Origin of the sequence: Streptomyces sp. NPDC048288, assembly GCF_043201555.1 — a bacterium.
In the GTDB taxonomy this organism is placed as follows: Bacteria; Actinomycetota; Actinomycetes; order Streptomycetales; family Streptomycetaceae; genus Streptomyces.
Genome location: NZ_JBICZD010000005.1, coordinates 619,365 through 631,968, shown reverse-complemented (window position 1 = coordinate 631,968; position 12,604 = coordinate 619,365). Strand labels below are relative to the sequence as shown.

Genomic DNA, 12,604 nt, shown 5'->3' with positions numbered 1-12,604 from the left:
CTCGCCTTTCGGAGGAGAGCGCCGGGTGCCGGCCGGCGCGGGTGGAGTGCTGTTACGGGAGGACGGTGACCGTGAGGTGGCTGGGCCGCGGGCCGTCGGTGTGCAGCACCTGCCGGGAACCGACGCGCTCGCGGGCGGTCCAGCGGTTCTCGTCCGTGCCCGGGTTCGGCGGGAACTCGGGGTAGTCGCTGCTGGAGATGAGCAGGTGGAGGCTGTGTCCCGGACGCAGGCGGTAGCCGGTGTGGCCCATCTCGATGCGGGCGGGTTCGTCCTCGCCGGGGGTCCGGAGGATGCCCTGCCCGCGGACGATCTGGCGCAGGGTGCCGTCGGGCGCGCGGTCGCACAGCTTGGCGTAGATGTCGGTCGTGGGCGCCGAGGACGACACCCGGACGTACAGGTCGACCGGGCCCGCGAGGTCCACCGGATCCGTGACCGGCTCGGTCGCGAAGCCGAGCACGTCGGGATGCTCGCTGAGGCCGGCCTCGTCGGGGTTCTCGAAGAGGAGGGCGAAGGAGTTCACGCTCGTCGACCGGACGAGGTTCTCGGGGTCGTAGCGCCACTCGCAGACCTGTCCGTGGGCGGGCGCGTCGTCCGTCAGCGTCCCCCCGCCGTCCTGCGCGCGGGCGAGTTCGGTGAGGTAGAGGGTGCGGGTGCGGCTGCCGGGCGGTGGCCAGGAGACCGATTCCCGGAGGTCGGCGTGGCCGAGGCGCCACTGGACCCGGGGGAAGGAGGACGGGTCGGCGGTCTCCTTGAGGAAGACGTCGAAGAACTTGAGGGCCGGGCCGAGGTAGCCGTCGAGCATGCGTTCCAGGGCGATGTCGTCGGTGTTGTGGTCCCTCTCGGGCCCGATCGGCACGTCCTGGAGGTGGTAGTTCTCGTGGTCCGTCGCCTCGGCGTGCAGGTAGTGGAAGGGGGCGACGGTGGGCCTGGCAGTCAGGGCCGTGTAGTCCCGCATGGAGAGGTTGGCGACGTTGTCGAACCAGCCGACGCAGTGCAGGGTCGGCACGGGACGGGCCTGGTGCGGATGCCCGTTGTGGTAGACGGGCACGGGCAGGGCGACCGGGACCATCAGGTCATACCAGAGTGACCGTTCGCCGCGGTCGTCGAAGTAGGAGTCGAAGACGTCGGTGAGCGGTGCCCGGCTCCAGTCGGGCTCGGCCTCGTGGAGATAGGGACCGGTCCAGCACTGGGCGATGTACTTGACGAACTGGAGCCAGGGCACGTCGATCACGCCGCCGTGCTCGACGTGCGCGAACCGTGGGATGTCCGTGCTCGTCATGCGGGGGACGATGGCGCGCAGCGCGGGATGTCCGGAGCTGAGCGCGGCCCACTGGGTGAAGCCGTAGTAGGAGTCGCCGAACATCCCGACCCGGCCGTCGCACCAGCACTGCGCGGCGATCCAGTCGATGGTGTCGTAGCCGTCGTTGACCTCGGTGAGCGGACCGATCGGCTCGCCGTCGGAACGGTACTTGCCGCGCACGTCCTGGACGACGAGGGCGTAGCCCCGTGCGGTCAGGCGCCGGGCGACGGCTTCCATGAAGACGTAGCGGCTGTTCTTGTCGTAGGGCAGGCGGACCAGGACCGCCTGGACGGGTTCCGCCTCGTTCGGGGGCAGATACACGTCCGTGGCGAGATGCGCGCCGTCGCGCATGCGGACGAAGTACTGCGCCGCGTGGTCCGGTACGGGTGAGGGGTCGGTGGGTGCGCCCGGGCTCATGGCCTTGACCTGCCTTGGTCGAGGAAGGAGGGATTTTATGTAGCAACTGCAATAAATAAAGGTGCCGAGGGTCCGCTGTGTGCTCCACGGGCGCCCGGGGGCGAGCGCCCGCGGAACAGGTGTGTCAGGCGATCGGGGGGCGGCGGGTGGACCAGGGGGTGAGGCTCTCGAACGCGGCGGCCGCCGCGAGGACGGCGGCGTCGGCGCGCAGCGGCCCGATGATCTGCAGGCCGACCGGGAGACCGGCCTTGGTGAAGCCGCAGTTGACGGTGATCGCGGGCAGCATGGCGTGCGTCGGCGACTCGGTCATCCGGTGGAAGTCGAGCATCGGGTCGGCGACCGGCTTGCCGTTCACGTGGGTGTTGCCGGCCTCCGGCCCGGGGTGCGGGAAGGCCGCGACGGGCATGGTCGGGGAGACCAGGAGGTCGTGGTCCTTCAGCACCCCGAGGAACGCCTGCAGGATCTCCGTCCGCGTCACCTGCTCGACGTGGAAGTGCTCCATGGCCGACATGGCGCGCCCCTGTTCCGCCCTGCGCCGGATCGCGGGGTGGATCGGCAGGTCGCCGAAGGTCCCGGACCCGGTCGGCATCTCCATCCCGGCGGCGAAGGCGGGGCCGTAGATCTTGCCGAAGTAGTCGATGGGGTCGGGGACGTTCATCTCCACCTGCTCGACGTGCGCGCCGCCGGCGGACGCCAGGGTGCGCACGGCCTCGTCCACGACGGCACGGACCTCGTGGTCGATCTCGGCACTGCCGAAGTCCGGGGAGTAGGCGATCCGCAGCCCCGCCACCGACGGGTTCAGGGTCACCGCCTCGAAGCTGTCCACCTCGTACGGGAAGCTGAGCGGCGTCCTCGGGTCCGGGCCGGCCGTGACGTCGAGGAGGAGCGCGGAGTCCCGGACGTTGCGGGTGAGGGGGCCCTCGACACCGGTGGACTCCCAGGGGCGTTCCACGACCGGCACGAGATTGGGCGTGGTCTTCATGCCGACGACACCGCAGCAGGCGGCGGGCACCCGGATGGAGCCGCCCCCGTCCGAACCCCACGCGAACGGGGCGACGCCACACGCCACCGACGCCGCCGCCCCACCGCTGGAGCCACCGGAGGTGTGCGTCGGCGCGGCCCACGGGGTCGAGGTCCTGCCGGTCAGATCGGAATCGGTGATACCGAGCATCCCGAAGGGCGGTGTCGTCGTCTTCCCGATCAGGATCGCACCGGCCGCCTTCAGCCGGGTCCAGGAGAGGGCGTCATGGTCCGGGACGTTGTCCTTGAACGCGGCCGTGCCGTAGGTGGTGCGGACACCGGCGGTCTCGGTCAGGTCCTTGACGGTGACGGGGACGCCGTGCAGCGGCCCCACCTCCTCGCCGCGGGCGATCCGCCGCTCCGCCTCCGCGGCCTGCTCCAGCGCCTGCTCACCGACGACCGTGACGAACGCGTTGATGTGCGGCTCGACCTTCTCCAGCTGTTCCAGGACCGCGGACACCGCCTCGGTCGGGGACAGCTCCTTCTTCCGGATGGCCTCCGCCATACGGTGTCCCGGCATCCAGACGATTTCCTCGTTGCTCATTCCTCGGATCCTCCGGTCTCAAGCGTCCACAGCACTCGCCATTCGGCGACCATCGCCGGCCTCTCACGGCCCTCGACTTCGTAATCGCATTCCAGGAAAACGAGATATCCCCCGTTGCGCGGGGTCACCTCGCGGACCGTTCCCCTCACCCTGAACCGATCGTTCACGGTGAGGGGACTGACGAAGCGCACCCGGTCCAGGCCGTAGTTCCAGCCACTCCATCCGGGGTCGTCGACGTGGACGACCTCGTTGACGAGGTGGTCGAGCAGGGCCAGGACGTAGAACCCCTCCATCAGCCCTTCGGGGAAGTTCCCACCGTCCAGTTCGTGCGCGTTGTCCAGGACATAGGTCACTTCGTCGAAAGCCGTATTGCGTTCCGTGGACGCGCTGAACCAGCTGCCGAGGAAGTCGTTTCCGACGATCGACGGGACGTCGTCCCATGGCACGGAGACAATTTTCGTATCCGAAGTCCGTGCGGTCATGCAGAACCTCCTTGTCATGTGAACAGGAGAAAATGGGGCCGCCCTACCCGGCCGGAACGGCCGGCCGGCGGCGGGGCACCCAGCCAGGCCGGGGAACGGCCTCGATGAGCGTCCGGGTGTACTCCTCGGCCGGGTTGCCGAGGACGTCCGCGGTCCGTCCCTCCTCGACGATCCCGCCGTTGCGCATGACCACGCAGCGGTCGCTGATCTGCCGGACGACGGCGAGGTCGTGGGAGATGAACAGATAGGTGATGCCGGTCTGCCGCCGGATGCCAATGAGGAGGTTGAGCACCTGCGCCTGGACGCTGACGTCCAGGGCCGACACGGCCTCGTCCAGGATCAGCAGCTTCGGTTCCATGGACAGGGCCCGCGCGATCGCCACGCGCTGGCGCTGTCCGCCGGAGAGGTTGCCCGGGAGTTCACCGGCATGCCGCTCGTCCAGCCCGACCTGCGTGAGCAGTTCGACGACTCTCGCCCGCCGCTCGGTACGCCCGAGCCTGTGGTGGAGTTGCAGGAGTTCCTCGATCGCGCTGCCCACCCGCTGGCGCGGGTCGAGCGAGCCGAACGGGTCCTGGAACACCATCTGGGCGCTGCCGGGCCCGCGCCGCCGCCCGCGCCGGTCGGCCGACTGCCCGGCCAGGGTCACCGTGCCGCCGTCCGCGGACTCCAGGCCGGCGACGATGCGGGCGGTCGTGGTCTTGCCGGAACCGGACTCCCCCACGATCGCCAGGCAGGAGCCCTCGGGGATGTCGAAGGAGACGTCGTCGACCGCGACATGGTCGTGGTGGCCGCCGGCGGTCCTGGTGGTGAAGACCTTCCGCAGGCCGCGGACCGCAAGGAGGTTGTCGGTCATGCGGGCTCCTTGGCCAGGACGTCGGAGAGTTCTTCGGCACGGTGGCAGGCGACCTGGTGGCGGCCGAGGGTGCGCAGCGCCGGGCGCTCCTGCCGGCAGTGCTCGGTGGCGAACTCGCAGCGTGAGGCGAAGACGCAGCCGGTGCCCGCCTCGAACGCGGACAGCGGGCGTCCGGGGATCGGCTTGAGCTCCTCGACCTCGTCGATGCCGGGGCGTGAGCGCAGCAGGCCGACGGTGTACGGGTGCCGGGCGTGGGAGTAGATCTCGGTGGCCGTTCCCGTCTCCACCACCACACCCGCGTACATCACGGCCAGGGAGTCGTTGATGGCGGCCGCGAGGTCCAGGTCGTGGGTGATGAAGAGCATGCCCAGGGAGCGTTCCCTGATCTGCTCGGAGAGGATGGCGACCACCTCGGACTGGACGGTGGGGTCGAGGGCCGTGGTGGGCTCGTCGGCCAGGACGAGGGCCGGCGAGGGCATCAGCGCCATGACGATCATCATGCGCTGGAGCAGGCCGCCGGAGAGTTCGTGCGGGTACTGGTCCAGACGCCGGACGGCGTCGGGGATGCCGACGTCCCGCAGCAGCGAACAGGCCAGGTCCAGGCCCTCGTCCCGGGTCATCTGCTGGGACGCGACGACGCCTTCGACGAGGAAGTCGCCCATCCTGACGAGGGGGTTGGTGTGCGACCGGGGGTCCTGGTGGATCATCGAGACGTCACGGCTGCGGTAGGCGGCCCAGCGTTTACGGTCGTAGGTCGCGAGGTCCTGCCCGCGGAACCGGACCTCGCCGACGGTGCGCGCGCCCTTGGGCAGCAGGCCCATGATGGCCTTGGTCGTCATGGACTTGCCCGAGCCGGACTCACCGACGAGGCCGACGGAGACGCCCGGTTCGATGCGCAGGCTCACGTCGTGGATGACCGTGCGGGCGGCGGCGCCCCGGCCGCGGCCGGGCAGTTCGATGCGGAGGTTCTGGATGTCGATCAGTGGGGAGTTCATCGCTGTCCTCCAGCGCGGGTGCCGAGACGTTCGCCGAGGATGTTGAACGCCACCACCGAGATCAGGATCATCAGGCCCGCGCACAGGCTCTGCTGCAGGGCGCCGTCGAGGAGTTCGGACTGGCCCTCGCTGACCATCAGGCCCCATTCCGCCTGCGGCGGCTGGATGCCGACGCCGAGGAACGACGCCGCGCCGAAGTCCATGAGGGCGGAGCCGAAGCTGATCGTCGCCTGCGCCAGCACCAGGGGGATCAGGTTGCGCAGTACGTGGCGGCTGCAGATCCGCCAGCCGGTCATGCCCGCGAGTCGGCAGGCCTCGACGTAGGCCATGTTCCGCTGGGTCAGCGCGCTGCTGCGGACGACGCGGGCGATGTAGGGGGTGTAGACGAGGGAGAGGGAGAGCACGGGTGCCCAGAAGCCGCCGCCGAACACGGCCCCGGCGACGATGACGACCAGGATCCCGGGCATGGCGAACAGGACGTTGAACACCTTGGACAGGAGCGAGTCGACGGGGCCGCCGCGCCAGGCGGCGAGGATCCCGAGTCCGGTGCCCAGGGTGAGGCTCAGGGCGACGATCAGGCCGGGACCGGCGAAGCTGAGCCGGGCGCCGTACAGGATCCGGGTGAGGATGTCCCGGCCCAGCGCGTCGGTGCCCAGCAGGTGGTCGGGGCCCGGGCCCTGGCTCGCGGCGAGGATGTCGGTCTCGCTCGGCCCGTAGGGCGCGACCAGCGGGCCGAGCAGGGCCATCAGGACGAGCAGGACGCACAGGACGCCGGCGGCGAGGAGGATCGGGTCGGCCGTGCGGAGGGAGCGGCTCACCCGCGAGGCGCGCGAGAGCGGCAGGTGAAGAGTGGTCATGACCTGCCCCCTGCCGAGCGGGACCGCGGGTCGAGGAGCATCTGGGCGATGTCCAGGACCGTGGTGACGGCGACGAAGATGACGACGATCAGCATCGAGATCGCCATGACGACGGGATAGTCCTTGTTGGTCACGCTCTTGATGAGCAGGGACCCGATGCCGTCGACGGCGAACGCGGTCTCCACCACCACCGCTCCGGCCACCAGGCCCGCGACGGTCAGTCCGGACGCCGTGATGACGGGCAGCGCGGCGTTGCGCAGCACATGGCGCCGGAAGACGATGCCGCGGCTGAGCCCGCGCCCGACGGCGGTGGCGACGTGGTCCTTGTTCACCTGCTCGTGCACCGCGGCCGTCGTCAGCTGGGCGACATAGGCCGTCCAGCCCAGGGACAGGGCGATGGCCGGCAGCAGCAGGTGGTGGAGGTGCCCGGTGAATCCCTCGCCGGATCCGTAGGTCGGGAACCAGCCGAGCTTCACGGCGAAGACCCCGATGAGGATGCTCGCCGAGACGAAGGCGGGCACCGACAGTCCGATCCCGATGAGCCCGCTGATGAACGGACGCCAGCGGTCGCTGTAGCCGCTGAACGCGCCGAGGGCGACTCCGGCGACCACGATGACGAGGGCGGCGAGGGCGACCAGCGTCAGCGTGGTGCCGATCCGCGGCCCGACGAGCCCGGAGACGTTCTGCCGGTAGGTGATGGACCGTCCCAGGTCGCCCTGGACGGCGTGCAGGAGCCACCTGGCGTACCGGACGGGCAGGGGTTCGTCCAGGCCGAGTTGGTGACGGGCGGCGGCGCGCTGTGCCTGCGTGGCGCGCTGGCCGACGATCTGGTCGACCGGGTCGCCGGGGGTGAGGGCGAGCGCTCCGTAGATGAGGAACGAGGCCGCGACCACGGTGGCGCAGGCCCCGAGGAGGCTTCGCCCGGCTGCTCGCAGCACGGGCGGGCCGGGCAGGCGGACCGTCCGTGCGGTGACGCGTTTGGTCAGGGAGGTTGTTGTCATTTCCTTGCATCCGGACTCAGGGTCGCCACGCCCGAAAGGACGGCGCGACGCGGGCCGCAGGCGCCCTTCGCGGGGATGGGGGCCTTTTCCACAGATGGCGCTCGGTGGGGGGCTCCGGCCGGGTCGGCCGGAGCCCGCCCCGGGATCACTTCGCGGATCCGATGAAGGCCATGTTCGGCATCGACCAGTAGGCGAAGGAGGTGATCGCTCCGGCCAGCCGCTTGTTCAGGAACGTGACCGTGTCGGTGGCGACCAGCGGAACCGTTCCGTTGACGGCCTCCCACCGGTCCTGGGCCCGGATCACCAGCTCCGCCCGCTTCGCGGCGTCGAAGGTGCGGACCGCCTCCTTTAGGAGCGCCGTGGTCTGCGCGTCCTTGTAATCGGTGTAGTTGTACGGGGAGTTCGGCAGGTAGTTGAAGAGGGCCGGCTCCAGCGGATCGGCCACGGAGTTGAAGCTGGAGCCGAACAGGTAGTCCACACCCGTGCGCTTGCTCGCGTCATAGCCCGCCTGCTGGTAGGCCAGCGCTCCCATGCTCTGCAGCTTGAGGTTGATGCCCGCCTGCTTGGCCTGCTGCTGTATCAGCTGTGCGATCCGCGCGATGGTGGGGTCACCCGCCTGGTACGCGACGATGAGCTCCTGGCCCTGGTAACTCGACTCCTCGACCAGCTTCTTGGCCGCGTCGATGTCGTAGGACCGGGCCTTCTTGAACTTCGCGTAGGCCTTCTCGTAGCGAGCGGTCTGGTCCGAGGGCCAGGTCCGTGGGGTCAGACCGGTGTACAGCGGCTGACCGGCACCGTGGTAGACGGCCTTGACGATCGCCTCACGGTCGATGGCGCGCTGCAGGGCCGCGCCGAGTTTCGGGTCGGCCGTCACGCCACCCGCGTTCGCGACGTTGAGACCCGTGCCCTGGGTGGACGGACCGAAGTACAGCCGGCCTTCCTCCGACTTCTCCAGGGCCTTGATCGCGTTGGGGGGCAGTTCGTAGGCGCCGTCGATCTCACCGGTGTCGAGGGCCTGGGTGAGTGCGTTGGTGTCGGTGACGAAGGTGAACTTGACCTTCTTGGCCTTGGGGATGCGGGTCGAGTCCCAGTAGGCGTCGTTGCGGGACATCGTGATCGAGTTTCCGGACTTCCACTGGTCCAGCTTGAAGGGGCCGCTGCACATGAGTCCGCCGGCGGCGGTACCGAAGTTCTTGCCCGCCTTCTCGGCATAGGCCTTCTCCACGATGACACCGGAGATGTTGGCCATTTCCGAGTTGAACTTCTCGTCCGGCTCGGAGAAGGTGACCGTGACCTCCTTGTCGCCGGTCGCCTTGATCGACTTCACGGACTGGAAGAAGGAGCTGACGATACTGTCGGCCTTGGCCCGGCCGAGACTGTAAACGACGTCTTCGGCGGTGACCGGCTTCCCGTCCCAGAATTTCGCCGTGTGCAGGTTGTAGACGAGCTTGGTCGGAGATTCCTGCTTGAAGGTGGCCAGCCCTTCCGACAGGTGGTAGTCCGCGTCGTAGCGCACCAGTGTGTCGCAGAGGTTCATGACGACCTGGCCCCCGCCGTAGGTGGCGGCGTTGGGCGGGTCGAGGGTGTCCGGCTCGCCGCTGGTCAGATTCCAGGTCACCAGGTCGACACCGCCCTTGGCCGCCTCGCTCATGGAGACGAGTTTGCGCTGCTCACTGCTGGTACCGGACGAGCTGTCGGATCCGCCGGAGCAGGCACTCACCAGCACGGTCAAGGTGACGGCCGCGCCGGCGAGGGCCGATCTGCGACATCGCGGAGAGGGGGTCACGGCCAGGGACATAGAGGTCTCCTAGAAGTGTGCGGAACGACGCTCCAAGAGCGCCTCGCGTAGGGCGACAGCCCTTACATAACGCTCACTATATAGTGCCTGCTATATATAAGCACCAGGTTCATGCGAGCTTTACGTAGCTGTTAGCTGCGGGCAATTGAGGACGGCGACGGGATGCTTGTCGCCTTGACGAGATGCCTGTCGGTTTCCTGAGAGGATTCCGGGAGTGCCGGCGCAGACGAAGTGCGCGGCGCCGAAGCCGCTCTCCGCCGAACCCCGCTCTCCTACGAATCGAATCCGAGGCCGAGGCGGTCGAGGGTGCGCAGCCAGAGATTTCGCCGGCCACCGCGATCCGCGCGGGCCAGTGACCAGCGGGTGATCTGGATCCCGATCCAGGCGAACGGCTCGGGAGGAAACGGCAGCGGCCGCTTGCGGACCATCTCCAGTTCCGTGCGTTCGGTCCGCTCGCCCCAGATCAGGTCCAGCATGACGTCCGCGGCGAACCGGGACGCCCCGACCCCGAGGCCGGTGAAGCCGGCCGCGTAAGCGGTGCGTCCGCGGTGGGCCGTTCCGTAGAAGGCGGTGAACCGCGTGGAGGTGTCGATCACTCCCGACCAGCGGTGGGTGAACCGGATCCCGCGCAGTTGCGGGAACGTGGCCGCGAAGTTCTTCGCCAGGGTGTGGAACGTCGCCCGTCGGTCGAAGTGCTGCGGACTGAAGGAACGGCGGTAGTGGTACACGGCGTCGTAGCCGCCCCACAGGATCCGCCGGTCGGGAGTGATCCGGTAGTAGTGGAACTGGTTCCCGGAGTCGGCCACTCCCATGGCCGGGTTCCACTTGATCGCGGCGAGCTGGTCGTCGGTCAGGGGTTCCGTCGCGAGGACGTAGTCGAAGACGGGCACGACGGCCAGCCGCTTCCTGCGCAGGGGGCTGGGAAAGGCGTTGGTGGCGAGCACCACCTTGCGCGCCCGGATGACTCCGGTGGAGGTGGTCGCGAGGACCTCGTCGTTCTTGCCGTCCAGGGACAGCAGTCGCGTGTTCTCGGCAACGCGGACCCCGAGTGCCTCCGCCGCGTCCGCCAGCCCCCATGCCAAGCGCGCGGGATCGACGAGTGCTCCCTCGTCAGGGTCGTAGCGGCCCCCCAGGTAGGTCGGCGAGTCCACCAGTTCGCGCACGGCGGCGGCGTCGAGAAAGCCGGGCGCGTCCGGCTCGAAGCCTTCGAGTTCGTGCGGGCGGGTCGCGACGGCGAGCGTGCCGCCGCGGGCGAACGCGCAGTCGATTCCGTATCGCTCGACGGTCTCCTCGATCCCGTCCAGGTTCCGCATGCCGAGTTCATGGAGCTTCTCGTACTCGGCGGGCCACCTTCGCCGGCCGTTGCCCTCGCCGTGGGTGATGCTCGCGCTGCAGAAGCCCCCGTTGCGGCCCGAGGCGTGCTCGGCGATGCTCTCGGCCTCGATGAGCACCACGCGCGTACCGGGCCGCCGCTCCACAGCGCGCAACGCCGACCACAGTCCCGTGAAGCCGCCCCCGACCACGAGCAGATCGGCCTCGAAGTCGGCGGGCAGGGCGCCGCGCGGCTCGGGGCGGACGGTGTCGAGCCATAGGGGGCGGAAGACAGAGCCCTCCAGCGCGTCCTCGGGCCATCCATGTTCCACCGGCTGTCCATGTCCCGACGCTTGCTCTGACAAGTGGCTCTCCTTAGTGGCTCCGGCTCTGCAGGAGGCCGGCTGCGGATCGGACCACCTGCTGCGCCTGCGGATCGGGGCCATGGACGACAGGGTGCTCCGGCGCCCGTCGGGGGCACGGAGCTGCGGCTGGATTCAGCCACAGGGCACCGCTGGGGCAGGGATCAGGCCTGCTCGGATCGTCGACCAAGGTCCGTCGGGCAGATCCTGGACCACCCGACGGGTTCACGCCACGGTCGTCGTGTAGCAATGCTTACATAAAGCTCGACACACTGTCGAGAAGTAGACCCACGGGTTCACAGCCGACGGAGGCCCGCTCGGCGCCACGACGCTACCTGCTGGGCACATAGAGGTGGAGCGGCGCCGGTCCCCGCGCACGAGTGTGGCGGACGTTCAAGCCGTCACGGCGGGCGCACGGCACGGGCCGCGCAGCGCGCCCGCCGACCGCCTGGAAACGCTGTGGCCCAGGTCGAGGGAGGGACTGGCCGTGCCGGGATCAGCCGGACGTCTGGGCGGTGGCGGCGACGCGGAAGCCGACGGTCGAATAGCGGCCGGACGAATCGCGGCCCTCTCCGCGGTAGACGGCGGTGCAGCTGTTGAGGTTGGCGTACCAGGAGCCGCCGCGGACCGCATTGACCTGCTGGCCCATCTCCCCGCCGTGGGTGGCAGTGATGACCGAGGTGGTCCACTCCCAGCAGTTGCCGCACAGGTCGACGACGCCGTCCGCGCTCGCCCCGCCAGGGTAGGTGGCGACGGGCGTGGTGTAGCCGCCGGTGGCGGTCAGGGCGTCGTAGACGTCGGTGTAGATGAAGCCGGTACGACTGGCGGTGACGTTCCAGCCGGCGACGGTTCCGGTGCTGCCGATGGAGAGGATCTCGGAGATCGGGAAGCTCTGCCCGTACAGGTCGGATCCGGTGGCGGTGTAGGTGGCCGACTCGTCTCCGTGCTCGGCGAGTTCGTAGGCCGCGCAGACCGCGTTGTAGTTGTAGTTGCTGGTCAGGGTGGGGGCGTCGTAGACGGTGCCGGACGCGTCGCCCCAGGGATAGGTGAGGGCGTCGGGGCCGGAGGCGGCGTTCTCCCATTCGGCTTCGGTGGGCAGGCGGAAGGTCCAGTCGTCCGCGTCGGCCTGGGCGTTGAGCCAGGCGCAGTAGGCCGTGGCGGAGTCGAGGGAGACGGCCAGCACGGGGTGGTCGGCTTTGCCGTCGGGGTAGGTGTCGCCGTCCCAGTAGTCGGGCGTGTCGTGGCCGGTGTCGGTGGCGAAGTCCAGGTACTGGGCGTTGGTGACCTCGTAGACGCCGAGCCAGTAGGCGGAGTCGATGGGCGAGGACTCGCCCGAGCCCGCCGTTCCGGACAGGTCGGTGGCGAAGACGAAGGACGGGTTGGCGGCGATCGCGGCCAGCTCCTGGCCGGCGACGGTGGCCGTGGTCGCCGTCGCGGCGGCGGCGCGGGGCGGTCGTACGAGGGTGCCCGCAGCGGTGAGACCGAGAAGGGTGAGGAGGGTTCTTCTCCTGATGTTCGGGGCGGTAGCGCGCATGGCGGCTCCTGAGGATGGTGTGTCGCGTGTCCCTACGCACCGCTGATGGTCCATCAACAGCCCTAATCTGTCGACACTTTGACCGTAACAGTCGCCTGAGTGTCGGCTGTGCCCGCCAAAGGGTCGACAG

At 69.3% G+C, this 12,604-nt stretch carries 10 protein-coding genes; all 10 read right to left on the bottom strand.

The genetic code is table 11. The annotated features are described in order from the left end of the window. Positions 1-52: 52 nt before the first annotated feature. Positions 53-1,717: a CocE/NonD family hydrolase gene (locus tag ACGFZS_RS21605; RefSeq protein WP_393796482.1), complete on the bottom strand. Its 1,665-nt coding sequence runs from the start codon at positions 1,715-1,717 to the stop codon at positions 53-55. 124 nt (positions 1,718-1,841) lie between these two features. Beyond that, positions 1,842-3,281 carry an amidase gene (locus ACGFZS_RS21600; protein ID WP_393796481.1) on the bottom strand — a complete coding sequence of 480 codons (1,440 nt, stop codon included), beginning with the start codon at positions 3,279-3,281 and terminating at the stop codon, positions 1,842-1,844. Continuing rightward, positions 3,278-3,763: a hypothetical protein gene (locus ACGFZS_RS21595; RefSeq protein ID WP_393796480.1), complete on the bottom strand. Its 486-nt coding sequence runs from the start codon at positions 3,761-3,763 to the stop codon at positions 3,278-3,280. The genes ACGFZS_RS21600 and ACGFZS_RS21595 overlap by 4 nt, the downstream gene beginning before the upstream one ends. A 43-nt stretch (positions 3,764-3,806) precedes the next feature. Beyond that, positions 3,807-4,616 (bottom strand): ABC transporter ATP-binding protein, encoded by an 810-nt coding sequence (locus ACGFZS_RS21590; protein ID WP_393796479.1) that lies wholly within the window; start codon positions 4,614-4,616, stop codon positions 3,807-3,809. Then, entirely contained in the window at positions 4,613-5,611 is a 999-nt protein-coding gene (locus tag ACGFZS_RS21585; RefSeq protein WP_393796478.1) for an ABC transporter ATP-binding protein, read from the bottom strand. Before ACGFZS_RS21585 ends, ACGFZS_RS21590 begins: the two co-directional genes overlap by 4 nt. Next, positions 5,608-6,468 (bottom strand): ABC transporter permease, encoded by an 861-nt coding sequence (locus ACGFZS_RS21580; RefSeq protein ID WP_393796477.1) that lies wholly within the window; start codon positions 6,466-6,468, stop codon positions 5,608-5,610. Before ACGFZS_RS21580 ends, ACGFZS_RS21585 begins: the two co-directional genes overlap by 4 nt. After that, a complete protein-coding gene (locus ACGFZS_RS21575; protein ID WP_393796476.1) occupies positions 6,465-7,469 on the bottom strand; it encodes an ABC transporter permease in 1,005 nt (334 codons plus the stop codon). The genes ACGFZS_RS21580 and ACGFZS_RS21575 overlap by 4 nt, the downstream gene beginning before the upstream one ends. Positions 7,470-7,614: 145 nt before the next feature. Beyond that, positions 7,615-9,267 carry an ABC transporter substrate-binding protein gene (locus ACGFZS_RS21570; RefSeq protein WP_393796475.1) on the bottom strand — a complete coding sequence of 551 codons (1,653 nt, stop codon included), beginning with the start codon at positions 9,265-9,267 and terminating at the stop codon, positions 7,615-7,617. Between the two features lie 272 nt (positions 9,268-9,539). Beyond that, complete coding sequence (locus ACGFZS_RS21565) at positions 9,540-10,910, bottom strand: NAD(P)/FAD-dependent oxidoreductase (RefSeq protein ID WP_393796474.1); 1,371 nt, start codon at positions 10,908-10,910, stop codon at positions 9,540-9,542. A gap of 526 nt (positions 10,911-11,436) precedes the next feature. Further along, complete coding sequence (locus tag ACGFZS_RS21560; RefSeq protein WP_393796473.1) at positions 11,437-12,474, bottom strand: formylglycine-generating enzyme family protein; 1,038 nt, start codon at positions 12,472-12,474, stop codon at positions 11,437-11,439. Positions 12,475-12,604: the final 130 nt, after the last annotated feature.